26 protein-coding genes are annotated in these 25,946 nt (G+C 45.1%); 17 read left to right on the top strand and 9 right to left on the bottom strand.

The window, feature by feature from the left end; translation table 11 throughout:
- Nucleotides 1-26 precede the first annotated feature (26 nt).
- Complete coding sequence (locus ACE1OE_RS07625; protein ID WP_102468823.1) at nucleotides 27-497, bottom strand: zinc ribbon-containing protein; 471 nt, start codon at nucleotides 495-497, stop codon at nucleotides 27-29.
- Nucleotides 498-760: 263 nt separating this feature from the next.
- Here ACE1OE_RS07625 and leuS point away from each other — a divergent pair, with 263 nt between their 5' ends.
- The 13 genes from leuS (at nucleotide 761) to ACE1OE_RS07560 (ending at nucleotide 13,796) form a co-directional block, all read left to right on the top strand.
- Nucleotides 761-3,337 (top strand): leucine--tRNA ligase, encoded by a 2,577-nt coding sequence (gene leuS / locus ACE1OE_RS07620; protein ID WP_449210621.1) that lies wholly within the window; start codon nucleotides 761-763, stop codon nucleotides 3,335-3,337.
- A 160-nt stretch (nucleotides 3,338-3,497) separates the two neighbouring features.
- Entirely contained in the window at nucleotides 3,498-4,073 is a 576-nt protein-coding gene (locus ACE1OE_RS07615; RefSeq protein WP_372059337.1) for an LPS-assembly lipoprotein LptE, read from the top strand.
- A gap of 20 nt (nucleotides 4,074-4,093) precedes the next feature.
- Nucleotides 4,094-5,113 carry a DNA polymerase III subunit delta gene (gene holA / locus ACE1OE_RS07610; RefSeq protein ID WP_102468826.1) on the top strand — a complete coding sequence of 340 codons (1,020 nt, stop codon included), beginning with the start codon at nucleotides 4,094-4,096 and terminating at the stop codon, nucleotides 5,111-5,113.
- A 77-nt stretch (nucleotides 5,114-5,190) separates the two neighbouring features.
- Nucleotides 5,191-5,508 (top strand): ribosome silencing factor, encoded by a 318-nt coding sequence (rsfS, locus tag ACE1OE_RS07605; RefSeq protein WP_102468827.1) that lies wholly within the window; start codon nucleotides 5,191-5,193, stop codon nucleotides 5,506-5,508.
- A 4-nt stretch (nucleotides 5,509-5,512) separates the two neighbouring features.
- Nucleotides 5,513-5,983, top strand: coding sequence for a 23S rRNA (pseudouridine(1915)-N(3))-methyltransferase RlmH (gene rlmH / locus ACE1OE_RS07600; RefSeq protein ID WP_102468828.1), 471 nt, complete (start codon nucleotides 5,513-5,515; stop codon nucleotides 5,981-5,983).
- An 11-nt stretch (nucleotides 5,984-5,994) separates the two neighbouring features.
- Complete coding sequence (gene mrdA / locus ACE1OE_RS07595; protein ID WP_449210620.1) at nucleotides 5,995-7,881, top strand: penicillin-binding protein 2; 1,887 nt, start codon at nucleotides 5,995-5,997, stop codon at nucleotides 7,879-7,881.
- Nucleotides 7,881-9,002 (top strand): rod shape-determining protein RodA, encoded by a 1,122-nt coding sequence (gene rodA, locus ACE1OE_RS07590; RefSeq protein WP_449210619.1) that lies wholly within the window; start codon nucleotides 7,881-7,883, stop codon nucleotides 9,000-9,002. The genes mrdA and rodA overlap by 1 nt, the downstream gene beginning before the upstream one ends.
- On the top strand, nucleotides 9,003-9,797 hold the full coding sequence (locus ACE1OE_RS07585; RefSeq protein ID WP_372059335.1) for a septal ring lytic transglycosylase RlpA family protein: 795 nt from the start codon (nucleotides 9,003-9,005) through the stop codon (nucleotides 9,795-9,797).
- Nucleotides 9,798-9,918: 121 nt separating this feature from the next.
- The gene (locus ACE1OE_RS07580; RefSeq protein ID WP_102468832.1) at nucleotides 9,919-11,076 is read left to right on the top strand and encodes a serine hydrolase; all 1,158 of its coding nucleotides are present in this window, start codon (nucleotides 9,919-9,921) and stop codon (nucleotides 11,074-11,076) included.
- Nucleotides 11,077-11,243: 167 nt separating this feature from the next.
- Complete coding sequence (ybeD, locus tag ACE1OE_RS07575; RefSeq protein ID WP_449210618.1) at nucleotides 11,244-11,522, top strand: DUF493 family protein YbeD; 279 nt, start codon at nucleotides 11,244-11,246, stop codon at nucleotides 11,520-11,522.
- Between the two features lie 175 nt (nucleotides 11,523-11,697).
- On the top strand, nucleotides 11,698-12,339 hold the full coding sequence (gene lipB / locus ACE1OE_RS07570) for a lipoyl(octanoyl) transferase LipB (protein ID WP_102468834.1): 642 nt from the start codon (nucleotides 11,698-11,700) through the stop codon (nucleotides 12,337-12,339).
- 4 nt (nucleotides 12,340-12,343) lie between these two features.
- Nucleotides 12,344-13,309: a lipoyl synthase gene (gene lipA, locus ACE1OE_RS07565; protein ID WP_102468835.1), complete on the top strand. Its 966-nt coding sequence runs from the start codon at nucleotides 12,344-12,346 to the stop codon at nucleotides 13,307-13,309.
- Between the two features lie 157 nt (nucleotides 13,310-13,466).
- A complete protein-coding gene (locus ACE1OE_RS07560; RefSeq protein WP_102468849.1) occupies nucleotides 13,467-13,796 on the top strand; it encodes a hypothetical protein in 330 nt (109 codons plus the stop codon).
- 93 nt (nucleotides 13,797-13,889) lie between these two features.
- Here the strand turns inward: ACE1OE_RS07560 and glyA are convergent, their stop codons facing one another.
- Nucleotides 13,890-15,140 (bottom strand): serine hydroxymethyltransferase, encoded by a 1,251-nt coding sequence (gene glyA / locus ACE1OE_RS07555; RefSeq protein WP_102468836.1) that lies wholly within the window; start codon nucleotides 15,138-15,140, stop codon nucleotides 13,890-13,892.
- A 348-nt stretch (nucleotides 15,141-15,488) separates the two neighbouring features.
- Here glyA and ACE1OE_RS07550 point away from each other — a divergent pair, with 348 nt between their 5' ends.
- Entirely contained in the window at nucleotides 15,489-16,088 is a 600-nt protein-coding gene (locus tag ACE1OE_RS07550; protein WP_102468837.1) for a YitT family protein, read from the top strand.
- A 126-nt stretch (nucleotides 16,089-16,214) separates the two neighbouring features.
- On the opposite strand, the gene treC is transcribed toward ACE1OE_RS07550, so the two are convergent.
- The 5 genes from treC to gmhB all read right to left on the bottom strand — a co-directional run bounded on the left by treC (nucleotide 16,215) and on the right by gmhB (nucleotide 21,660).
- On the bottom strand, nucleotides 16,215-17,894 hold the full coding sequence (gene treC, locus ACE1OE_RS07545; protein ID WP_449210617.1) for an alpha,alpha-phosphotrehalase: 1,680 nt from the start codon (nucleotides 17,892-17,894) through the stop codon (nucleotides 16,215-16,217).
- A gap of 67 nt (nucleotides 17,895-17,961) precedes the next feature.
- Nucleotides 17,962-19,386 (bottom strand): PTS trehalose transporter subunit IIBC, encoded by a 1,425-nt coding sequence (treB, locus tag ACE1OE_RS07540; protein ID WP_102468465.1) that lies wholly within the window; start codon nucleotides 19,384-19,386, stop codon nucleotides 17,962-17,964.
- Between the two features lie 256 nt (nucleotides 19,387-19,642).
- On the bottom strand, nucleotides 19,643-20,587 hold the full coding sequence (treR, locus tag ACE1OE_RS07535) for a trehalose operon repressor TreR (RefSeq protein ID WP_449210616.1): 945 nt from the start codon (nucleotides 20,585-20,587) through the stop codon (nucleotides 19,643-19,645).
- A gap of 19 nt (nucleotides 20,588-20,606) precedes the next feature.
- Nucleotides 20,607-20,978 (bottom strand): MliC family protein, encoded by a 372-nt coding sequence (locus ACE1OE_RS07530; RefSeq protein WP_449210615.1) that lies wholly within the window; start codon nucleotides 20,976-20,978, stop codon nucleotides 20,607-20,609.
- A 127-nt stretch (nucleotides 20,979-21,105) separates the two neighbouring features.
- Nucleotides 21,106-21,660 (bottom strand): D-glycero-beta-D-manno-heptose 1,7-bisphosphate 7-phosphatase, encoded by a 555-nt coding sequence (gene gmhB, locus ACE1OE_RS07525; protein WP_449210614.1) that lies wholly within the window; start codon nucleotides 21,658-21,660, stop codon nucleotides 21,106-21,108.
- 199 nt (nucleotides 21,661-21,859) lie between these two features.
- Here gmhB and metN point away from each other — a divergent pair, with 199 nt between their 5' ends.
- From metN to ACE1OE_RS07510, 3 genes are read left to right on the top strand one after another with little or no spacing between them, the layout of a single operon-like run.
- Nucleotides 21,860-22,894 (top strand): methionine ABC transporter ATP-binding protein MetN, encoded by a 1,035-nt coding sequence (metN, locus tag ACE1OE_RS07520; protein WP_449210613.1) that lies wholly within the window; start codon nucleotides 21,860-21,862, stop codon nucleotides 22,892-22,894.
- Nucleotides 22,884-23,561 carry a methionine ABC transporter permease gene (locus ACE1OE_RS07515; RefSeq protein ID WP_372059330.1) on the top strand — a complete coding sequence of 226 codons (678 nt, stop codon included), beginning with the start codon at nucleotides 22,884-22,886 and terminating at the stop codon, nucleotides 23,559-23,561. The genes metN and ACE1OE_RS07515 overlap by 11 nt, the downstream gene beginning before the upstream one ends.
- Nucleotides 23,562-23,596: 35 nt before the next feature.
- Complete coding sequence (locus tag ACE1OE_RS07510; RefSeq protein WP_449210612.1) at nucleotides 23,597-24,409, top strand: MetQ/NlpA family lipoprotein; 813 nt, start codon at nucleotides 23,597-23,599, stop codon at nucleotides 24,407-24,409.
- A 174-nt stretch (nucleotides 24,410-24,583) separates the two neighbouring features.
- Here ACE1OE_RS07510 and ACE1OE_RS07505 read toward each other — a convergent pair whose 3' ends face one another.
- Nucleotides 24,584-25,360: a Zn-ribbon-containing protein gene (locus tag ACE1OE_RS07505; protein ID WP_102468458.1), complete on the bottom strand. Its 777-nt coding sequence runs from the start codon at nucleotides 25,358-25,360 to the stop codon at nucleotides 24,584-24,586.
- Nucleotides 25,361-25,379: 19 nt separating this feature from the next.
- Nucleotides 25,380-25,925: a SecY-interacting protein gene (gene syd, locus ACE1OE_RS07500; RefSeq protein ID WP_449210611.1), complete on the bottom strand. Its 546-nt coding sequence runs from the start codon at nucleotides 25,923-25,925 to the stop codon at nucleotides 25,380-25,382.
- Nucleotides 25,926-25,946: the final 21 nt, after the last annotated feature.

Below are 25,946 nucleotides of genomic sequence, written 5' to 3'. Positions count from 1 at the left end.
ACGTCTTTGTCTTTATTCTCGAACCATCAAGGCTTAAGTGCACGCCGGCTAAAGCTATCGTTACCACATTGAACACAGTTAATAATCACTGTTGGGTGATTGTATTCACTGCGATGACCACATTCTTCACAGACCAACACCCCCAAGCCAATCATCTCCCCTGTATTGTAAACACCTTGGTGTTCTAAATCTTGAAACAACTCAACCCATTCAACTCGAGTTTTATCCGTAATATCCAACAAGCCTTGCCAAACCGAATTGGCCACCATCAAATAAAAGGGCCCACTTTTGCTTTCTTCGTAGTTGTCAGCAAACTCTTTCAAATCAGAATTGATATAGGCAGAAATGAGCGCCATTTCATCCTTCGTCATATCATTCGCGGCTTCAATCACTGACCCCGACTTTTCAAGTACATGCTGTACCTCTTCTGGGCTGTGCTTAAGATTATCAACCACATCTTCGATCATCTCTTCATAACTGGTTTTACGCTTCGGCATAGATCCCCCTAATGTAACGGAATAAATTGGAGTGCAGCTAGGCAGTATACGGAACAAACCAGCGCAAACCAGCGCAAACTATGCACTACAGAATCGTTCCAGACTGGCGTTCCAGTTCATGAACGCCGTCAACAAGGCTGCGACTTCGTATATGAAGGGCATATTGACTATTGTTGACCGCGCCTGCTTTAGGTATTCTATGATGATCTAGTAGTTTCTGTTTTAACAGAACTCACAAATTCCAAGATAACCGGAAATCATCGATGCAAGAACAATACAACCCGCAAGAGATTGAACGTAAAGTTCAGGCACACTGGGACAACAATAAGACCTTTGTTGTAAGTGAAGACCCAAATAAAGAAAAATTCTACTGCTTATCTATGTTCCCGTACCCAAGTGGTCGACTGCACATGGGTCACGTTCGTAACTATACCATCGGTGATGTGGTTTCTCGCTTCCAACGCCTGCAAGGTAAAAATGTAATGCAACCAATCGGTTGGGATGCATTTGGCCTGCCTGCGGAAAATGCAGCTGTTAAAAACAACACAGCGCCTGCACCATGGACTTACGAAAACATTGAGTACATGAAAAACCAGCTTAAACTTTTAGGCTTTGGTTATGACTGGACCCGTGAATTCGCAACGTGCACACCTGAATACTACCGTTGGGAACAAGAGTTCTTCACTAAGCTTTATGAAAAGGGTCTAGTTTACAAGAAGACATCTTCTGTGAACTGGTGTCCAAACGACCAAACCGTTCTTGCAAATGAGCAAGTCGAAGATGGCTGCTGCTGGCGTTGTGACACCCCTGTAGAACAAAAGAAAATCCCACAATGGTTCATTAAGATCACTGAGTATGCTCAAGAGCTACTCGACGACCTAGACAACCTTGACGGTTGGCCTGAAATGGTTAAAACCATGCAGCGCAACTGGATCGGTCGCTCTGAAGGTGTCGAGCTATCTTTCACTGTTAACGGTGAAGAAGCACCTCTAGAAGTGTACACAACTCGTCCAGACACGCTAATGGGCGTTTCTTACGTCGCGATTGCCGCTGGTCACCCACTTGCAGAGAAAGCGTCTAAGAACAACCCTGAGCTTGCTGCATTCGTTGAAGAGTGTCGCAACACTAAAGTGGCTGAAGCAGAATTAGCAACGATGGAAAAGAAAGGCATGGACACTGGCCTAACCGCTGTCCACCCTCTTAACGGTCGTGTTGTTCCTGTTTACGTAGCAAACTTCGTACTGATGGATTACGGCACTGGTGCGGTAATGGCGGTTCCTGCTCACGATCAACGTGACTACGAGTTCGCGACAAAGTACGGCATCGACATTATTCCTGTAATCAAGCCTGAAGACGGCTCCGAGCTCGATGTATCTGAAGCGGCTTACACTGAGAAAGGGGTATTGTTCGATTCAGGTGAATTTGATGGCCTTGCGTTCCAAGAAGCCTTCAATGCTATCGCTACAAAGCTTGAAGCTGAAGGTAAAGGTAAGAAGACGGTAAACTTCCGCCTACGTGACTGGGGTGTCTCTCGTCAGCGTTACTGGGGTGCTCCAATCCCAATGGTAACGACTGAAGACGGTGAAGTTCACCCAGTACCAGCCGACCAACTGCCGGTCATTCTACCAGAAGACGTAGTCATGGATGGCGTAACAAGTCCAATTAAAGCTGATAAGTCTTGGGCTGAGACGACATTCAACGGCGAACCTGCTCTACGTGAAACCGACACCTTTGATACGTTCATGGAGTCGTCTTGGTACTATGCTCGCTACTGTTCACCACAAGCTGATGACATTCTAGATCCAGAGAAAGCAAACTACTGGCTACCCGTTGATCAGTACATTGGTGGTATTGAACACGCATGTATGCACTTGCTGTACTCTCGCTTCTTCCACAAATTACTTCGCGATGCTGGCTACGTTACCTCAGATGAGCCATATAAGCAGTTGCTTTGCCAAGGCATGGTACTTGCTGACGCGTTCTTCCATACCAACGAAAAAGGTACGAAAGAGTGGATCGCTCCAACGGATGTGACGATTGAACGTGACGCAAAAGGCCGTATAGAAACAGCGGTAGACAGTCAAGGCCGCAACGTTGAGCACTCAGGCATGATCAAAATGTCTAAGTCGAAAAACAACGGTATCGATCCTCAAGAGATGGTCGATAAATATGGTGCTGATACCGTTCGTCTATTCATGATGTTTGCTTCACCAGCGGACATGACACTTGAGTGGCAAGAATCTGGCGTTGAAGGGGCCAATCGCTTCCTAAAACGTGTATGGAAACTGGTTAACGATCACGCATCAAAAGGTGCGGCAGAATCCGTCGATACGGGTACATTGTCATCAGACCAAAAAGCATTGCGTCGTGATGTTCACAAAACCATTGCTAAAGTAAGCGATGATATTGGCCGTCGTCAAACGTTCAATACCGCCATCGCAGCCATTATGGAGCTGATGAACAAGCTAGCTAAAGCGCCTCAAGCATCAACTCAAGATCGTGCCATCCTCGATGAAGCACTAAAAGCTGTCGTTCGTATGCTATATCCAATGACACCACACATCTCTTACGAAATGTGGATGACATTAGGAGAAGCAAATGTTGACTCATCAACATGGCCAGAGTTTGATGAAAACGCATTAGTTGAAGATGAAAAAACCATTGTGGTTATGATCAACGGCAAACTACGCGCGAAGCTGCTTGTCGCGGCAGACGCCACTGAAGAACAAGTAAAAGAGCTTGGTCTAAAAGATGAAAATGCCATTAAGTTCCTTGATGGACTTACCATACGTAAAGTGATTTATGTTCCTGGCAAACTACTGAATATCGTAGCAAACTAGACAATATATGACGAAAGTCGCAGGCACCTAACCTGCGACTTTTATTGTTTCGTACGTTATCTTATTGAGATTAAAATTCATCAACATCACACTCACTGTTTTATGTAAGCCTCTTGATAGGACGTTTACATAAACCATTGTCTAACGAGTAAGCGGTATTATGCGCCTGTTAAAACACAATCTATTCAAACTCTGTTCCGTACTTTTACTCACGTCATTACTGAGCGCTTGTGGTTTCCACCTGCGTGGTGAGTACTCAGTGCCAGATGACATCAAAAAAATCTCCGTTACTAGCTTTGATCAATACAGTCTCATCACTCGTCAAATCAAGGAACAACTGCGCCTAAGCCAAATCGAACTTGTCCAACCCAATATGAATATCCCTAACCTTCATATTACGGGTGAAGCCACGAGCGATCGCACACTTTCTTTGTATCAAAACACCCGAGCAGCCGAGAAAGAAATCACTTATGAAGTCAACTATCGGGTTACCATACCTGACGTAGGGTCTAAAGATTTTGTTGCCACAATGACGCGTAGTTACCTCGACAACCCATTGTCAGCGCTTGCTAAATCTGCCGAGCGAAAACTCTTAGAAAATGAAATGCGCGAGCTAGCGGCTCAGCAGATGATGCGCCAAATGGCACGCTTAAAAACAGAGATCGAAGAGTTTGAGCAACACCAACAAGAAGTTGAAAGCACAAGCGAAACGCCAGAAACCGCGTCTCGTTCATAGCACCACCTCAAGGAATTCATGTGAAAGTTTTCGCCGATCGTCTCGCTGAGTCACTCGCTCAGCGATGGTACGGGTGCTATCTGCTGTTTGGTAATGAACCCCTTTTCATCCAAGACAGCCGTATCGCTATTATTGCCAAAGCAAAATCGCTGGGGTTTGAAGAACACCACCGTTTTGTCGTAGATGCGTCTATCGACTGGAATGATGTCTTTGATTGCACCCAAGCGATGAGCCTGTTTTCCGCCAAGCAAATTATCGAAATAGAGCTGCCTGAATCAGGCGTCAACGCCGCAATTTCCAAGCAGCTTGCCGAAATTGCGACTCATCTCCATGAAGATATTGTGCTCATTGTATCTGGCAGTAAGTTAACCAGAGCACAAGAGTCAGCCGCTTGGTTTAAGGCGTTAAATGGGTGTCACGTTAGCTGCGTAACGCCCGATATAAAGCGTCTACCTCAATGGGTAATGCAGCGTTGTAAATCCGTGAAGCTTATGCCTGATCATGAAGCGGTACAGTTACTTTGTCAGTGGCATGAGGGCAATTTATTTGCCTTGTCTCAAAGCCTTGAGAAACTCACCTTATTGTACCCTGATGGGCAACTCACTCTAATTCGAGTTCAAGAGGCACTAAGCCGTCATAATCACTTTACCGTTTTTCACTGGATTGATGCGATGTTAGAGGGCAAAGGCAAACGCGCTCAGCGTATCCTAACTCAACTAGAATCAGAAGGTATTGAGGCCGTTATCTTACTTAGAACAATTCAAAGAGAATTATTCCAACTGGTAAAGATGCAACAAGCCCTTACCCAATCATCAATGGCTCAGGTCTTTGATCAATTTCGTGTATGGCAAAATAAAAAGCCGTTGTATAACGCTGCATTAACACGCCTATCAGCAACTCGACTCAGACAATCGATACAGCTCTTAGCCTTGATCGAGATTCAAGCTAAGACTCAGTATGACCAAAGCCCCTGGCCACTTATTCACCAGTTGTCGATGAACTTGTGCGTAACTGACACACCGATGTCTTTACAGCCTTAAAACCTGTTATAATCCCAAGATCAATGTCATGGAAAATGCCATTGACCCGATTTATTACCTGAAAAGAGGAACACCCCTTGCAACACGAAGAATTGAAATTATTTCTCGCTGACAAAGCCGATGACATGAAAGCCGTAGATATCGTCACCATCGACGTAGTGGGCAAATCAAATGTCACTGACTTTATGATCGTGTGTACAGGTACATCAAAACGCCACGTCATCTCGATTGCTGACCATGTTGCATCGGAAGTCAAAAAAGTCGGTGTTGAGCCACTGGGTGTCGACGGTGAACAAGAAGGCGAATGGGTAGTCGTTGACATGGGCTCAACGATGCTGCACGTCATGCAAGAACAACACCGTGAGCTTTATCAATTAGAAAAACTCTGGGGCTAGTCGTTTGAAACTACAACTCATTGCCGTTGGGACCAAAATGCCTAAATGGGTAGAGGAAGGCTTTCAAGAGTATCGCCGCCGCTTCCCACACGATATGCCTTTGGAGCTTATTGAGATCCCGGCAGGTAAACGCGGCAAGAACGCCGATATTGCACGCATCTTACAAAAAGAAGGCGAAGCGATGTTGGCAGCGGTTCCAAAGGGAAATCGAGTCGTCACCTTAGATATTCCGGGAAAAAAATGGGATACGCCTCAACTTGCCGAGCAATTGGAGAGTTGGAAGCTTGATGCACGAGATGTATCGATTTTGATTGGTGGCCCTGAAGGACTCGCTCCAGCTTGTAAGGCAGCGGCCGATCAAAGCTGGTCGCTATCAGCTTTAACACTGCCGCACCCATTGGTACGAATAGTGATGGCTGAAAGCTTGTATCGAGCTTGGTCTATTACCACTAATCATCCCTACCATCGAGAGTAGTTTCACCCCCTATGAGACTTAAACGTAGCCAGATAAGAGACCATCAGGCAGAAGCGCGACTGTTTAAAAGTCGCGCTTTCGTATCCTTCATTTTCATTATAGTGATGATGATCGTTCTGGTCGCTAACCTTTACAACATCCAGATTAACCAATATCAAGACTATAAGACACGTTCAAACGATAACCGTATCAAGGTCGTGCCAATCGCCCCGAACAGAGGGTTAGTCTACGATAGAAACGGCATACTACTCGCTGAAAACCGCCCTGTTTTCAACTTAGAAGTCATACCTGAAAAAGTCAAAGACATGGATCAAACCATTCAAGACTTACGTCAGTACCTTGATATTCCTGATGAAAGGATTGAAGCCTTCGAACGCGAGCGAAAACGTACTCGACGATTTAAGTCAATTCCACTTTTGACGCAACTCAACGAACAACAAGTCGCTACTTTCTCTGTTCACCAACATAAATTTCCTGGTGTCGAAATCGCCGCCACGCTAAAACGTTACTACCCATACGGGGAGGTGCTTACTCACGTAATCGGCTACGTTTCCCGTATCAATGACCGTGATATCCAGCGCCTTACCCGCGAAGAAAAAATATCGAATTATCAAGCTACTAGAGATATCGGCAAACTGGGAATAGAACGCTATTACGAAGACCTGCTGCACGGTACGGCTGGCTACCAAGAGGTAGAAGTCAATAGCCGTGGTCGAGTACTTCGCACGCTTAAATTTGTTCCACCGACCCCTGGCAACGACATTGTTTTAAACCTAGACATAAAGCTGCAGCTCAAGGTTCATGATCTTCTTGCAGGCCGTCGCGGCTCTGCCATTGTTCTCGATCCAACCGATAACGGTGTCTTGGCCATGGTATCAAGCCCTAGCTATGATCCTAACGCCTTTGTAAATGGCATATCAAGTAAGGCTTATCGAGCATTGCTTGACGATAAAAACCGCCCATTAGTCAATCGTGCAACACTGGGTATTTACCCACCCGCGTCTACAGTAAAACCCTTTATTGCTGTTGCTGCGCTGCAAGAGGGCGTCATTACACCAACCACAAGCCGTAATGACCCTGGTTACTGGCGTATTCCAAACTCAAAAACTCGTCCTTATCGAGATTGGTTACGCTGGGGACACGGCAAGGTAACTATTGTCAAAGCCATCGAAGAATCTGTTGATACCTTTTTCTACCAGATTGCTTATGACATGGGGATTAACCGGTTATCCTCGTGGATGATGATGTTTGGATTTGGTGACTACACTGGCATTGATATTCATGAAGAGAGCAAGGCTAATATGCCAACTCGTGAGTGGAAAATGGCGAGACATCGCACACCTTGGTACCAAGGCGATACCATCCCTGTAGGCATCGGCCAAGGCTACTGGACGGCGACGCCAATGCAAATTGCTAAGGCAACCTCGGTTCTCGTTAATAGAGGGGAGGTGCTCTCTCCACATCTACTACGAGCAACCATCAACAACGGCGATAGCTTTGATAAGCAAACCTTGGTCGAGGTTGATAGCCGGCCTCCAATTACCGGTGTGCAAAAACGTTATTGGGACCTTGCACTTGAAGGCATGCGACGTGTTAACCATGGCGTAAAAGGTACCGCACGTCGCTCGTTTAAAAACATGCCATATCAATCTGGCGGTAAATCCGGCACCGCGCAAGTCTTTAGCCTAGGGCAAGACGAAGAGTACAATGCGGATGAAGTCGCCGAGCACCTAAAAGATCACGCATTGTTTACTGGGTTTGCCCCGTTTGACCACCCAAAAGCGGTCGTGACAGTGGTGCTAGAGAATGCAGGTGGCGGGTCCACCAATGGTGCCCCCGTGGTTAGGCAAGTCTTTGACCTTGCACTCAGTGAAAATGAAGAGAGTGAAGAAGAATAATGAAATTCGACCCATCGACAGGACAAAATCGATTCCTGCTTGAACGCTTTCACATAGACCTACCTCTTCTGCTGGGTATCCTAGCGCTAATGGGGTTTGGTCTGGTTGTGATGTACAGCGCGAGCGGACAAAATCTTGCGATGATGGATAGGCAAGCCATGCGTATGGTACTGGCTTTAGTTGTAATGATTGGCCTCGCACAACTCTCACCACGAACCTACGAAACGCTGGCGCCTCTGATGTTTTTTACCGGTGTCATTCTCTTACTCGGCGTCTTGTTTTTTGGTGAGTCATCTAAAGGTGCTCAGCGGTGGCTAAACCTTGGATTCGTCCGCTTTCAGCCCTCAGAGCTCCTGAAACTTGCGGTGCCTCTCATGGTGGCAAGATATATAGGCAAGCGCTCGCTACCGATTAGCTTTCAAACCTTGATCGTGTCGTTAATCATGGTCATGGTGCCCACCATTCTCATTGCGAAACAACCCGACCTTGGTACCTCAATCCTGATTGCTGCCTCGGGCATATTCGTTATTTTTCTGGCCGGTATTAGCTGGAAAATCATTACGGGGGCCGCCATTGCTGTGGGGGCTTTTATTCCGGTATTGTGGTTTTTCCTAATGCGCGAATATCAGAAGGTACGAGTGAGAACCTTATTTGACCCAGAGTCCGACCCACTTGGCGCAGGTTATCACATCATCCAAAGTAAAATTGCTATTGGTTCGGGTGGTTTAGCCGGCAAAGGTTGGCTACACGGCACACAATCACAGTTAGAATTCTTACCTGAACGCCATACTGACTTTATCTTTGCAGTCATCGCAGAGGAATGGGGTATGCTAGGTATCTTGCTGCTATTATCACTTTACTTGTTTATTATCGGACGTGGCCTTTATTTGGCCAGCTCAGCCCAAACGGCTTTTGGTCGAATGATGGCGGGCAGTATCGTCCTTAGCTTTTTTGTTTACGTTTTCGTAAATATTGGTATGGTAAGCGGTATATTACCTGTTGTAGGTGTGCCCTTACCGTTGATTAGCTATGGCGGTACCTCAATGGTTACACTCATGGCTGGTTTCGGCATTTTGATGTCTATACACACTCACCGCAAAGCGTTTTCAAAGGCAACGTAAATGACTCAGTTTCTTTCGTCTCTTCAACTTCGCTGGCTGTTTGCTGGCCTGAGTATTCTTGTGATGGTGGGCTGTTCTTCATCGGACAGCCGCTATGATATCAATGACGATGTTGCCCCATCGACACCAATTTCTGTTGAACATGTCGAGGGCGCCCAACCTAGGTATGAGCCTTATAGCCTAGGCGGCAATAAAGATTACAAACTGCGTGGCGAGCAATATTCGATCGTAAAAGATGCAGAAGGCTTTACTGAAAAAGGGCAAGCCTCTTGGTATGGTAAAAAGTTTCATGGGCACCTGACCTCGAATGGTGAGGTCTATGATATGTACTCGATGTCTGCGGCTCACAAAACATTGCCACTTCCAAGCTATGTTAAAGTCACCAATATTGATAACAATAAAGAAATCATCGTTCGAGTTAACGACAGAGGCCCATTTCATGAAGGTCGTATCATCGACCTTAGCTATGCCGCGGCAAAAAAGTTAGATGTGATCAAAACCGGCACTTCGAATGTCGAAATAGAGGTGATTACAGTAGAGAAACCGACCAGCCAACGTCAACTCGATAAGCATCCAAAATACGCCGTACAGGTTGCGGCGTCGCCACACAAAGACAGGATCACAAAACTGTCAGATGAATTAAGCAAAACCCTATCGGTTGAGACGTTCCTATCACCGGTCAACAATAATTATCGCTTAATGCTTGGTCCTTTTAGTGACTATAAAGACACTCATGACGCGTTGGAGCAAGTACAAAAGCTTGGTTACCCATCAGCTTTCGTAAAAAAACTGTAAACTCCATTGACATAAATCACCGTTGTTACTTAGTGTGTATTATCTTTAGTGCGCAACGGTCTATCTGTTACTATACGGGCAACCTAAAAGTTGTGTTCAACATGAATAAAAAAAGTCTTCTATGAAATTCATTACTTCTATTGCTCTTGCAGCAACATTAACGGCTAATTATGCCGTAGCTACTCCTGTCGTGATGCCTAATGCGCCGCAAATTGCTGCAAAAGGCTTCGTACTTATGGACTTTAACTCCGGTAAAGTTCTCGCTGAGAAAGAGATGAACACACAGCTTCATCCTGCCAGCTTAACCAAAATGATGACCAGTTACGTCATTGGCCAAGAGCTAAAAAGCGGTAAGATTTCACCGGCCGATGAAGTGACGATTAGCAAGAATGCATGGGCTAAAAATTTCCCTGATTCTTCAAAGATGTTCATCGAAGTCGGCACGAAAGTGACCGTTGAAGAGCTAAACAAAGGCATCATCATCCAATCGGGAAATGACGCTTGTGTTGCCATGGCTGAACACATTGCTGGTTCTGAAGATGCCTTTGTTGATCTCATGAATGCGTGGGCAAGCTCTATCGGCATGCAAGATACCCATTTTGCTAACGTTCACGGCTTGGACAACCCAAACCTCTACTCCACACCTTATGATATGGCACTATTAGGGCGCGCTTTAATCAAAGACGTTCCTGATGAATATCGTGTTTATTCAGAGAAAAAGTTCACTTACAACGGCATCACACAATATAACCGCAATGGTTTGCTGTGGGATAAAAGCATGAATGTGGACGGTATTAAAACGGGTCACACCAGCAAGGCGGGTTATAGCCTAGTAAGCTCAGCGACCGAAGGCAAAATGCGCCTTGTCGCCGTGGTGATGGGCACAAAAAGTGCCAATGCTCGTAAATCAGAAAGTAAAAAGCTCCTAAGCTATGGCTTTCGTTTCTTTGAAACCGTTAATCCACATACTGCAAACGAAACGTTCGTAGACGAAAAGGTCTGGATGGGTGACAAAGATACTGTCGCTCTCGGTGTTGCTGAAGATACGTTCGTGACATTACCTCGCGGACAAGCAAAGAACCTAAAAGCAAGCTTCGTACTTGAAAAACAACTTGAAGCCCCCATTTCTAAGGGTGATGTCGTTGGTAAGTTATTCTACCAACTCGATGGTAAAGACGTAGCCGAGTACCCATTACTTGCACTTGAAGATGTGCAAGAAGGCAGCTTATTTAGCCGTCTATGGGACTATATCGTATTGTTAGTGAAAAGCTTCTTCTAAGCTTTAACTAAACGACGATGAACAACAAAGCCGCCTCTTGCGGCTTTGTTGCTTTTTAACAAATATCTTTTGCTATCCTTACTGACAACGGACTCATCTTGAGTTTCGTCGACTTTGACATTACTATTCGCACCGTCGTAAACAATCTCATTTTTTGGAGCCCAATTATGTTAAACATCAATTCAGATGCAAAACTCAAGGACCTGTTAGAGTTTCCTTGCTCGTTTACATATAAAGTTATGGGCTACGCTAAGCCCGAACTTGTTGAAAAAGTAGTGGAAGTTATCCAGCGTCATGCACCTGGCGATTACACTCCAACTGTAAAACCAAGCGGAAAAGGCACCTATAATGCCGTTTCAATCAACATTACCGCCACGTCTATCGAACAAGTCGAAACCTTGTACAAAGAGTTAGGTGAGATTGATATTGTTCGCATGGTTCTATAATAATTTTAAAAATTCAATTTTTTTTGAAAGCAGCCTTGGCTGCTTTCTTTTTATCTTTCAATAAGTTAGATAAAACATGTAGCCAAAGCGTTAAATTGTCACGATTTACTGGTAGTTCAGGCAATCGATCAGGTTTATAATGCGAACACTTTATTAAGTAGTACTAGGAGTGCCGGTGAAGAATCAGCTAGTAGTAAGAAAGCTCGGTCGCAAGGATTACGAACCAATCTGGAAAGCGATGCACGCGTTCACTGATGATCGTAATGACGATACTCGTGACGAAATCTGGCTAGTTGAACACAACCCGGTCTTTACGCAAGGACAAGCGGGTAAAGAAGAGCACCTACTCAATACCGGGGATATTCCAGTGGTCAAAAGCGATCGTGGTGGACAAGTCACTTACCATGGTCCCGGTCAACTGGTGGCCTACTTCCTCATTAACCTACGCAGAAAGAAATTAGGCGTTCGAGATCTCGTCACTCACATAGAGAACCTCGTCATCAATACGTTAAACACTTATAATATAGCCGCAGCCGCGAGGCCAGATGCACCTGGTGTTTACGTTGATGGGAAAAAGATCTGTTCCCTTGGGCTTCGTATCCGCAAAGGGTGTTCATTTCATGGACTGGCCTTAAATGTCGATATGGATCTTGCCCCCTTTCTAAGAATTAATCCGTGCGGCTATGCCGGCATGGAAATGATCCAAGTCAGCCAACTCGGTGGCCCCAAAAGTATCGCCAGTGTCGAAGAGCAGCTGGTCAATGAACTAATAAAACTACTTGATTACACACAAGTAGAATTCAGCGAAGAAGCATAAGACGATGAGCAAACCTATACAAATGGAAAAAGGCGTCAAGTATCGCGACGCAGATAAAATGGCACTCATTCCGGTAAAGAACATGCCGGAAGAGCAAAAAGAAGTACTACGCAAACCAGAATGGATGAAGATCAAACTACCGTCTGATAGCCAACGCATCCAAGAGATCAAAAAGGCGATGCGTAAGAATAATCTTCACTCTGTTTGTGAAGAAGCTTCCTGCCCAAACCTTGCGGAGTGCTTTAACCACGGTACTGCAACGTTTATGATTCTTGGCGCAATTTGTACACGCCGCTGTCCATTTTGTGATGTTGCCCATGGTCGCCCAAATGCACCTGAATCCAATGAGCCTCAAAAGCTTGCTCAAACCATCAAAGACATGAAGCTCAAGTATGTTGTCGTTACCTCTGTTGACCGCGATGACTTACGTGATGGTGGCGCTGACCATTTTGCGAATTGTACGCGTGAGATTCGCGCATTAAACCCAGAGATTCGCATTGAAACACTCGTACCCGATTTCCGCGGACGTATGGATGTGGCTCTAGAAGCATTAAAAGACAACCCGCCAGATGTCTTCAACCACAACCTAGAAACAGCACCTAGACTCTATCGCAAGGCTCGCCCAGGAGCGAACTACAAGTGGTCTCTACAGCTCCTAGAGAAATTCAAAGCCATGCACCCTGACGTACCCACTAAATCTGGGGTGATGATGGGCCTAGGTGAGACAAAAGAAGAGATAGTACAGGTACTTAAAGATCTTCGCGCCCACGGAGTCACCATGCTGACTCTAGGCCAGTACCTTGCACCGAGTCGCCACCATTTACCCGTTGAACGCTACGTTCCGCCTTCAGAGTTTGATGAGCTAAAAGAAATCGCACTTGATCTTGGCTTCACGCATGCGGCATGCGGCCCGTTTGTGCGCTCTTCTTATCACGCTGATCTACAAGCAAAAGGCGTTGAAATTAAGTAATCGACGATCACCAGCGCTCGATACAGGAAACACGGATTGGCGATGCGCTATCCGTGTTTTTTTTGAGAAAAACATGCAACATGACCATCTCGCACTCGCATTTTCGCCATTTTTAGGTAGGCTTAATGAAAAACATCAGCCATTCAAGGATGTAAGCATGAAACTGCTTAAAATAGGTTTACCGATCATTGCCGCCACACTCATTGCAGGTTGTGCTCAAAACTCCCAGCAAGACAACTACTTAGAGGCTTCCTTCGAGTTATGTAACACTGAAGTCAATCTCTATTCTGTCAGTGACGATGGCCGTGTAAGAGTCGTATGTAAAGATGGCGCTAAATTCTCTATGAATAGTGAAAAGACCCTCGAAATCATGCGAGACATCAATATTGATTACTGTAACGGTGAAGGTCTGGGGCAATTTAACGAGAGTCGTAAATACTATTCCTTCAAGTGTAAATCTGGAACATTACTCAATATCAATAAGTAACGCCAGGCTGTAAATTCCAGACATAAAAAAAGCGAGCTAATTAGCTCGCTTTTTTACGTTAATGCCTTGCGCTGCAAGGCATTAAACATCGAATTACGCGTAAACAGGTAGGCGTTTGCAGATTTCTAGAACCTTCGCTTTTGTTGCTGCTACCACGTCTTCGTTACCGATGTTATCAAGAACATCTGACATCCAGTTAGCCAACTCTTTTGCATCAGCTTCACTAAAGCCACGGCGAGTGATCGCTGGTGTACCAATACGGATACCAGACGTTACAAATGGGCTACGTGGGTCATTCGGTACCGAGTTTTTGTTAACCGTAATGTTAGCAGAACCCAAAGCCGCATCCGCTTCTTTACCGGTGATGTCTTTATCAATCAGGTCAACAAGGAACAAATGGTTCTCTGTTGAGTTAGATACGATTTTGTAGCCGCGCTCTTGGAATTGCGCAACCATCGCTTTGGCATTATCAACAACACGTTGTTGGTACGCTTTAAATTCTGGCTCCATCGCTTCTTTAAATGCCACCGCTTTACCTGCGATTACGTGCATTAAAGGACCGCCCTGACCACCAGGAAAAACCGCTGAGTTCAGTTTTTTGTACATGTCTTCACCAGCATTTGAAAGAATCAAACCGCCACGTGGACCTGCAAGTGTTTTATGCGTGGTAGTGGTCACAACGTGAGCATGTGGAACCGGTGTTGGGTAGACACCTGCCGCGATAAGACCAGCTACGTGAGCCATATCAACAAAGAAGTACGCGCCAACTTTGTCCGCGATTTCACGCATACGTGCCCAATCAACGATTTGAGAGTAAGCAGAGAAACCACCAATGATCATTTTCGGTTTGTGCTCAACCGCCAACTGCTCCATTTCGTCGTAGTTGATTTGACCCGCTTCATCAATACCGTAAGGAATCACGTTGTAGTGCTTACCAGAGAAGTTTACTGGAGAGCCATGAGTCAAGTGACCGCCGTGTGCTAGGCTCATGCCTAAAACGGTATCACCCGGATTTAAAAGCGCCATGTAAACAGCACTGTTCGCTTGAGAGCCAGAATGCGGCTGAACGTTTGCATACTCACAGCCAAAAAGCTCACAGGCACGATTAATCGCCAGTGTTTCTGCTTTATCGACATACTCACAACCACCGTAGTAGCGCTTGCCTGGGTAGCCTTCTGCATACTTGTTGGTTAATTGAGTGCCCTGCGCTTCCATCACGCGAGGACTGGTGTAGTTTTCCGAAGCGATAAGCTCAATGTGCTCTTCTTGGCGAAGAGTTTCTTCTTGAATGGCTGCAAATAGTTCCGCATCGTAATCAGCGATGTTCATATCACGCTTTAGCATCTGTATCTCCTGACTCAGATTGTACTGAAAGTTTCAAAAAAACCACACAATGACCAAAAGCAAACGTTTTCGTCACCACATTTGATGAATCGCATGATACATAATTTGATCTAGGTCATAAAGAAAAAAATGGATCTTTTTCATGCAGTTTTTTCATAGTGAACGTTAGATTACATCATGTACCAAGTGAAAATAGCCATAGAGGTAATCTAAAGTGTCAATAATTCGTTTTACAGTGTGTAAAAATTGAATTACATAGGTTTACCGCAAATTTCACACCCAAGCTATCGAAATGGTCACCTTTTTATTATTATTGCCGCGAATTGTTATTGGAAGACTTTTAACCTGATGGAAAAACACTCACTAAAAGAAGACTGGATAGCCATTTTGACGGGCACCTTTATTGTGGCTCAAGGCATATTCTTCTTACAATCTGCTCAACTACTTACTGGTGGTACAACCGGCCTTGCATTGTTATTGAGCCAGTTTTTGCCGGTTTCCTTTGGTATGTTGTACTTTGCCGCCAATAGTCCATTTTATCTGTTGGCTTGGCGCCGCTTTGGCAAGCGCTTTGCGTTAAGTAGTGCTATCTCTGGTGCATTGGTTTCCATATTTGCTGACAATATGCATCATGTTGTTTCAGTGGACCACATTAATACGGTGTATTGCGCAATAGCAGGTGGGTTGTTGATGGGCTTGGGTATGCTCATTTTATTCCGCCATCGCTCAAGCCTTGGTGGATTTAACGTACTGTGCTTATTCGTACAAGAGCGCTTTGGGATATCAGTTGGCAAAACACAATTAGCCATCGACTGCACCATTTTACTCGCGTCTTGTTTCTTCGTTGCTCCACCGGTTATATTGGTGTCAATTATTGGCGCCGTAGTACTCAATATTGTACTAGCCATGAATCACAAACCCACACGTTATGTCGTCACGTACGGCTAGCATGACGCAGATTAGACATCAGTAACAAATTCGAAATCAATAACAATAAGCCCCTCCGAAGAGGGGCTTATTGTTACGTGCTATTGAGTCATGAATGACAAGAAAACGGTATTCATACAGTTTCTATCAATGCAATAAAATCACCATGGTTTGGTATGGCTTGAGAGTCACAATATTCGTGAGCCTCACCACTTCCTCTTGCTCATAATTACTAATCACAACCGTACCCTTCCGACCATTAAATTGCTCGGCTAGCGACACCTGCACCTCTTCTGCATAGTAGTTATTCAAACAAAGCAATTGGCTGTCCTCGTTTTCTCTTAGGTAACCATGTACCTGACCATGCATTGGGTACAAATCCACATAACGACCATCCGTAATCACTGATAACTCTTTTCGCAATGCGATTAACTGTTGGTAGAAATAAAACACCGAATGCTTATCGGCAAGCGCTGTCTTTGCGTTGATATTAGGATAGTTACTTGCGACCTCAATCCAAGGCGTCCCTGTCGAAAATTCAGCATTAGCTTTGTCACTCCACTGCATAGGCGTGCGTGAGTTGTCACGTGATTTCTGCTGAAGAATAGCCATAATCTCATCGTGATTTAATTCACCTGATTCCTTCATCACCTTATACATATTGAGGCTTTCCACGTCTCGATATTGTGATAACTCAGAGAACCTTGGGTTGGTCATGCCAATTTCTTCGCCCTGATAGATATATGGCGTACCTTGCATCATATGAACGGATGCGGCCAACATCTTCGCCGACTCGACTCGATAGTGCTCATCATCCCCAAGACGGCTAACCACTCTCGGCTGGTCATGGTTACACCAAAACAATGCGCCCCACCCTTGATTGTGCAACCCAGTTTGCCAATGGTTAAAAATCTTCTTCAATTCAATAAAATCGAATGGCGCAAGCCGCCATTTTTCACCATCAGGGTAATCCACTTTCAGATGGTGAAAATTAAAGACCATAGAGAGTTCTTTGCCATTTGTCGCGCTGTATTGCTGGCAGTGTTCTAACGTTGTCGATGACATCTCACCGACGGTCACTGAGCCATATTTTTGGAAAACAGCGCTGCTAATTTCTTGAAGGTATTCATGCACCCGAGGACCATCAGTATAAAATCGACGGCCATCCCCCGCAGCATCATCCATAAACGCTTGTTGTTTGGAGATAAGATTAATGACATCTAAACGGAATCCATCGACACCTTTTTTGGCCCAAAACTCGATCACTTGCTTCACTTCATTTCTAACCGCAGGGTTTTCCCAGTTAAGATCAGCCTGCTCTTCAGCAAATAAGTGAAGAAAGTACTCATTGGTTTGTTCATCCAGCTTCCATGCTGAACCGCCAAATTTCGATTGCCAGTTATTGGGTGCGGCCTGATTTTTACCGGGTTTCCAGATGTAGTAATCACGATACGGGCTGCTTTTATCCCCTAAGGCTGATTGAAACCATTTGTGCTCAGTCGACGTATGATTCACCACAATATCCATGACGAGTCGGATCCCTCTTTGATGGGCTTGCGCTAGCAACTCATCAAAGTCGGCCATGCTGCCAAAGTCGGGATTAATCGAGTAATAATCAGAAATGTCATAGCCATTATCAACCATGGGAGAGGCATAGATAGGCGTGAGCCAAATCGCGTCCACGCCTAGTGTCGCCAAATAATCCAATTTAGAGGTAATGCCCTTAATGTCCCCGACTCCCGTCGAACCGCTATCACAAAAACTCTTCGGGTAGATTTGGTAAATAGTGGCCGTTTTCCACCATTCTTGTTGAGTTTGTAAACCCATCAGCGTTATCTCACTTACACATTAAAAAAAGAAAAGCAGAGGTTCATTGCCATGAACCTCTTAAGGGTTACGCACTGGCTAGCTCTAGCTCACCTTTTGATTGTGCGCGCTTATACATGAACAATGTGAGCATGATTGGAACCACCATCGCCACCAGCATTGCGATAAGATAGATAGTCCAATACTGGGGTTGAATTGAAAGGATTCCCGGTAGACCACCGACACCAATACCGTTTGCCATCACACCTGCACTACCACAAATCGCCGCCGCCGCCGCGCTGCCGATCATGGCACTGAGCATTGGGAATTTATATTTCAAGTTGATACCGTACATGGCCGGTTCCGTTACCCCAAGGTAGGCTGAAATGGCCGCAGGAACGGAAATATCACGTTCTCCTTCGCGTTTACTAATCATAATGATGCCGACAACCGCCGATGCTTGAGCGATATTAGATAGTGCGATTAGAGGCCAAATTGGGGTACCACCAAGCTCTTGCATTAGCTGTAAGTCAACGGCATTAGTCGTGTGATGAATACCTGTAATCACTAAAGGTGCGTAGAAAAAACCAAACACAATCGCACCAATCACCGCAAAATCGCCTGTCATTGCTGCTTTAGCAGCAAAGGCCACACCATCACCTAATACGCGACCAAAAGGGCCGATAAAAGCATGGGCAAGAACAACCGATAAAATGATTGATACAAACGGCACAACAACAAGGTAGAGATAGCTCGGAACAATACGTTTTAAATTGGTTTCAATAAAAGCCAACGCAACACCGGCCAACATCGCAGGAATAACCTGAGCTTGATAACCCACCTTTTCAATAACAAAAAGACCAAAATCCCAGACTTCAGGTACTTCCTTACCAATAAGATAGGCATTCATGAGTTGCGGGGACACCAACGTAATCCCTAAGGTAATCCCCAAAATAGGGGTGCCACCAAGCTTCTTAACCGTGGACCAACACACGCCAACAGGTAGAAAGAAGAAAATCGCCTCACCAATCAACCATAAGAACGAGTGCACCGTTGCCCAGAACTGGCTGATTTCCGTTAATGTTTGGCCATCAAACATTCGAATATCGCCGATTACATTACGAAACCCTAGAATCAAGCCGCCAGTGATAATTGCAGGCAAAAGTGGCACAAAGATTTCGGCAAGGTGAGAAATACCACGCTCTACGATGTTCATATTGGTGCGCGCTGCTACCTTGGCCTCATCTTTTGAGGATTCACTTTTACCGGTCATGCTAATAAGCACTTTATAAACCTCATCAACCTCAGTACCAATTACAACCTGAAATTGTCCTGCGTTTGTAAAACAACCTTTTACAAGCTTCAGTTGTTCTAATGCCGCCTTGTTCGCTTTGTCGGTATCATTTAAAACGAAGCGAAGGCGAGTTAAACAGTGGCTCACGCTGGCAATGTTTTCTTTTCCACCAACACCGTCGATGATGGCAGCAACATCTTGCTTGGCTATATGACTCATCGTATGCAGACCTTTTCTGATAATTGAGACGAGGATCCGCTCATCTCTAATAAATTATAGTATATCGCCCGCCATGGGAACATTCCCACAACCAAGCCAATGCAGTGTGCCAACACAGCGCAAAGATGTGAATGGGAACATTCCCATTAATTGAACGTGATCACAAAGTTTGTTCATATTTAACGCACATTACTAACGTTATAAATAATAATTCGTGAATAAATGCCGTGAACTCGATACCGAGGAAAACGAAGAATTAAACCGCTTCTTGCATTAGGTGTTGAATAGAATCGTCTCCCGATAACTGACGAATCAATAGATTAGCGGCTTTCTTTCCAGCCTGAAGGTAACCAGGATCAATGCTGTATATTTTAGGGAATAGAAAAGAAAGGAGTTCATTTCCACCGATACCCGTCACTAAGATATCTTCTCGCCCCAATTCTTGCAGGCGTTTGACGGTCCCCAAAGCCAATGTATCACTCGCACATACGATGGCTTGTAAGGATTCGCTCAGTACTTTATCGACCAAATGGTAGGCGCTATCGTGATGCAACGCGCCGGTTTCAAAGCGAGGATCGATATTGCGCTCTTCACACCATGCTTGGTAAGCCTTAAGACGAGCAAGACCGGTCGTTTTATCGGTGGGATCAACACCAATAAACGCGAGACGCGACAACCCATCGGAAGACAGTTTATCGAGGACGGAACGTATCAGCCCTTGGTTATCGTAGTTGATAGAGGAAACGAGATCGGTATCCATCGCAATCACGACCGCTCTTGATTGCCAGCCGCTCACGGCTTCAACATCCAAAGCCGTAAATCCAAAAACAATCACACCGTCGACATTACGTTTACGCAATACATTCAAATGCTCATTGGTTTTCAAAGGATCAAATTGACTTTCCATGATCACCACATCATATCCCGCACCATATAAAACGTTGAGCATGCCACTGACGGCTTTGTTCTCCGAAGGTGAGTCAAGGCGAGAAATAATAACACCTACGACTTTCTGATTACCGCCGCTTCTCATCGATTGCGCCGATTTTGACGGTACATAACCATGTTCAGCGATCACCGCTTCAACTTTTTGGCGCGTATCAGGCTTCACTTTAGGGTCATTAGTCAAGACACGAGATACGGTTGACTTCCCAACGCCCGACAGTTTAGCGATGTCTAAAATGGTGAGCTTCTTACTCATAATACCTTCAATCTTTTTTTTATTTCAACGTGCAGTTTTTGTAAACCTGGTCCATTACCGTCAACATCGCTTGATCGCCCTTCATGAATAGCTCGAACTCTGAATCAACCTCTTGTTGGCCCTCTAGCGCATATTTCACACCCGAAGCGGATGGCACTCGATGTAAGTGGTTTTCAGTACCATCAAACAACAGCAATACCTGTTCATCATCCAATGGCGTAACGGAAAACTGAGTTTCATCACATGAGTAAATCATGCTGGTGAGTGTCGATGTCGAAGCGTGTTCTTCATTCATTATGATGGGTGCTGAATGCTGACTGCACCCAGCAAGCCAACTCACAATAGCGGCAACCATTGCTAAACGACAAACCTTCGTAATGATAATTTTCATTGCTACTCCCTAGCGAATGTTACGTCCTTTAAATATAAGGAAATGCGGTGGATGCCTATTTTCACAATCCACAATGCATGACACGACCTTACTGTTTAGTGATGGCTTATCGTTGCCACCAGTGATGTTAGCGGCTAGCCAAATACCCAGGAACATCACGAATACTATCTAGTACTGCTGACGCAATATTCTCGCCACGCTCTGTGACGGGTTTCCCCGTACGCACCAATATTTTTGTTGTCACACCCGCCGCCTCTGCTGCCATGAGATCTTCCGCTTTATCGCCAACCATTACCGAGTTAGCCATATCGATATCAAGGAAATCACGAGCAGAGATAAACATACCTGGCTTAGGCTTTCGACATTCGCAATCTTGTTTATATTCCCCAATACCATGCTCAGGGTGGTGAGGACAATAATAGATACCGTCTAGTTCCACGCCGTTATCGCTAAAATTCCAATCCATCCACTGCGTCAGGGACATAAAACGATCTTCTGAAAACATCCCACGCGCGACACCAGATTGATTGGTGACGATCACAAGCATATAACCCATCTCTTTTAATTTTTGGGTTGCCGCAAATACTCCGTCAATGTACTCAAAGTCATGCTCATCACTGACGTATCCATGATCGACATTAATTACGCCATCACGGTCTAAAAACACAGCGGGTTTAGCCACGGGTTACTCTCTTGTTGTATGTGGATGTTTGTACTTTGAATTATTACACGCTTTGATCGCTTCATCACTATGAAAATGCCGTTTAGACGTCTAGACGTAAAAATATCTATTGACACAAATAAGCGAAACCCATAGCATCTTCTAGTAATTGGGATGTAGTTCAAACTTTTATGCTACTCATTGAGTTCAGGTTGCTTAGATGATCGAAATTAATCAAGTAAACAAAGTGTTTTATCAAGGCACGAAAGCCATTAATGCGCTAGCCGATATAGACCTTCATATAAAAGAAGGGACTATCTTTGGTGTGATCGGTGCATCAGGAGCGGGTAAAAGTACTCTTATTCGCTGTGTAAACATGCTTGAAGCTCCGACATCGGGCTCAGTGATCGTTGACGGCGTTGACCTTACTCAATTGAGTAAATCACAATTAAGCGCTGCACGTCGTAACATTGGTATGATCTTCCAGCATTTCAATTTGCTGTCTTCGCGTTCTGTATTTGACAATATCGCTCTTCCTCTTGAGTTGGCAGGCAAAGATCAGGCTGCAATAGAAGCAAAGGTATCTGAATTATTGATTTTGGTTGGTCTGGATGACAAACGTGATACCTACCCGGCCAATCTAAGTGGTGGACAAAAACAGCGTGTCGCGATTGCCCGCGCGCTAGCGTCAGACCCAAAAGTATTGCTGTGTGATGAAGCCACCAGTGCGTTAGACCCAGCAACAACACAGTCTATTCTGGAGCTACTCAAAACCATCAACCGCAAGCTTAAAATTACGATTTTATTGATTACGCATGAAATGGATGTAGTCAAAAGCATTTGCCACCAAGTTGCGATTATCGGTGACGGCAAGCTAGTCGAAAAAGGCTCCGTCGGTGACATCTTTGCTCACCCTAAAACCGAGCTCGCTCATCAGTTTATTCGTTCGACTCTAGATTTATCGATTCCTGAGGACTACCAGCGCCGTCTACAAGACTCACGAGTAAGCGGTAGCCACCCGCTGGTTCGATTAGAGTTCACTGGTGCAACCGTAGACGCTCCGCTAATCTCACAAATAGCAAGAAAATACAACATTGATATCAGTATCTTAAGTTCAGATCTTGATTATGCAGGCGGAGTGAAATTCGGCATGATGGTGGCTGAAATTTTTGGTACTGAAATTGATGATAACGCTGCAATTGATTTTTTACGCGACCACAATGTAAAAGTAGAGGTACTTGGTTATGTCCTTTAATACCGTTTCAGATTGGTTATCACTGAATGGGGATCTGCTTTTAGGTGCCACATGGGAAACCTTGTATATGGTTGCCGTGGCCGGTGTTGTAGGGTTTGCCGTCGGTATTCCTTTGGGGGTCATTTTACACACGACCAAAAAAGGAGGGTTACTTGAAAACACTCGCCTGAATAAAGTACTCGGGGCGGTGGTTAATATCGGTCGTTCTGTTCCTTTTCTCGTGTTAATGGTCGCCATCATTCCATTAACTAAGCTATTGATTGGCACTTTTATTGGCACAACGGCGGCCATCGTGCCTCTTACTATTGGCGCTATTCCTTTTGTTGCTCGTCTCATCGAGGGTGCGTTGCTTGAAGTACCAAGCGGATTAGTCGAAGCGGCGCAATCAATGGGAGCGACGCCTTACCAGATCATCACTAAAGTACTGCTTCCTGAGGCTCTGCCAACCATCATCAATTCAGTGACCATTACGCTCGTCACACTGGTCAGCTATTCTGCTATGGCAGGCACCGTTGGCGGGGGGGGCTTAGGTGATGTTGCAATACGATACGGATTCCATCGCTACGATGTTGTCATCATGGCCGTTACCGTTGTCATGCTCATCGTATTAGTTCAAATTATTCAGTCTATTGGCGACAATGTTGTGCGCCGTGTAGACCACAGATAAATAAAGATTTAACGATTTATAACAAGGAGAAAGTCATGAAATTTAATCTTAAAGGGTTGCTTGCTATTGCAGCCGCTGCATCAGCGCTTGTGCTATCAGGTTGTGGTGAAAAAGAAGTCGATACCAACAGCATCAAAGTTGGCGTGATGGCTGGAGCAGAAGCTCAGGTTGCGGAAGTCGCAGCAAAAGTAGCGAAAGAAAAATACAACCTAGACGTTGAACTCGTGACTTTCACTGACTATGTGACGCCAAATGCAGCACTAGACGACGGTTCTATCGATCTCAATGCATTCCAACACAAACCATACCTTGACCAACAAGTCGCTGATCGTGGTTACAAACTAACGATTGCAGGCAACTCATTCGTCTACCCTATTGCGGGTTACTCTAAGCAAGTCACCTCTGTCGATGACATTGCAGAAGGCGCACGTATTGCCGTACCTAATGACCCAACAAACCTAGGTCGTTCTCTATTGTTGCTTGAGCAACAAGGTCTTATCACACTTCGTGAAGGCGCTGGCCTTCAAGCAACCGTTCGTGACATCGTAGAGAACCCAAAAAACATCACTATTGTAGAGCTAGATGCCGCGCAACTGCCTCGCTCTCTTGACGATGTGGCCTTGTCTATTATCAACACGACGTATGCAAGTTCAATTGACTTAACACCAGAAAAAGATGGCGTGTTTGTTGAAAACAGTGAGTCACCATACGTCAACCTAATTGTTGCTCGTGAAGACAACGTAAACCTTGAGAATGTGCAGAACTTTGTTAAAGCTTACCAAACTGAAGAAGTCTTCAACGCAGCGTCTGAGATCTTTAAAGGTGGTGTGGTTAAAGGCTGGGAGTAACCGCCTTTTTGCTATCACTAGGGCCACAATGGCATAGCGAAAGCATCATTTAACCAACATCTGAGCAAGATCTGAGCAAGATCAAAAAAGGGAGATACTTATGTATCTCCCTTTTTTTCATATCGTATGAAAAGTGACATAACCATCTGTCCACATCACTTTTATTCATCACCGTTACTTTAAGTGATCCCAAGAGATATTGGAGACGATTCGACAGGGTTCGCATCTAAAGTGAAAAATATCATGCAACGCTTCATCCAATAACCATTCACCACCGCATTTAGGGCATTTACGCGCTTTCTCATCAGCTAAGCTCTTGCCCCCCACCTTATACAAGTAATAATAAGTCGGGATATGAGTGATAAATTCAATGCGACCACGAAGATCCCAGCCTCGTCTAAACAAATCACTGCTCACGTCACTGAGCTCTCTTAGCGTTGCGTGCTCGGCTTTGCAGCCTCCCCCCATCTGGACCTCATCACAAGCTTGCCATTCAGTTTGCCACTTTATTAATGACTTATGGTCACCGTTTAAGGTCGGAGGGTTTCGATACAATGGGATGGGTAATAGGGTTTCACCACTTCTTAATGGCGAGCATGTATGAACATACGTTGTATACAACACTTGCCAACTCGGTGCCTCTTCCTCTGCTGATTCTTCTGAATTCAAATCTTGGCCAAGCAAGCGCATTTTAGGCGCCAGTAAACAGGCGTCAGATAAGCGCTTGAAACAAACCTTCACAAAATCAGAATGGTGCCTAGGGTGCAAACTGTCTTGTTCCGGGCACACCACTCGAACGAAGAACTCACCATCCCCCATCACAATTGGAAACTCACGACCCAACACCTGACCATTAAAGCGCAGTGCATCCATTAAGCCATTAATGCCTTTTTCAACGGCAGTAATGGTGGTGTTATCAAAGCATTCAAACTGAAGCTCTATCACATACATAAGTAAACTCCGGATGCCATTAAACGTTCGGTTCGAGACCATTAAGAAACGACACAAGATCATCGGCAATCACATCGCGGCGGTCCGTTCCGATACGTTCCAAAATTACCTGCCCAGAGAGGTTACAAATTGAGATCACATCCATATCGGCCTCAGTGGCTGCGATAAAGATGGTCGGTTTTAGCTTCAAACGCTTTTGAGTGACAAGGTGCCCCAATATATTCTCTTGCAAGCGTACATAGTCCTCATCACTCCAGACTTGCAGCAGTGTCAGTGTATTACCTTGCCACGTTGCCTCCATGTCCGCACTGTACTGATGCCCATAATAGGCTTTGATATCATCATGAATCAGCAGCTCAATACCACGTTCGATGCTTTCTAATTGCTCTGGCGTCTCACGCACACTCGCGCGCCAGAAAACCTGATCATCATTTTTGCTTTCAATACACGGAGAAACCAAATCATATAGGTCTTCATTTGCAGGAAGTGATTGATGCTTACTCTGCCATGATTGTTCGTAGCGCTTAGCAAATGCCTCTAGCGCTTGTTGTACACTTTGATTCATATTCTCTCCACTTATCACCGT

Source organism: Vibrio sp. E150_011 (assembly GCF_053544015.1).
Note: the sequence above shows the minus strand (reverse complement) of the source record. Positions and strands in the feature narration are given on the sequence as shown.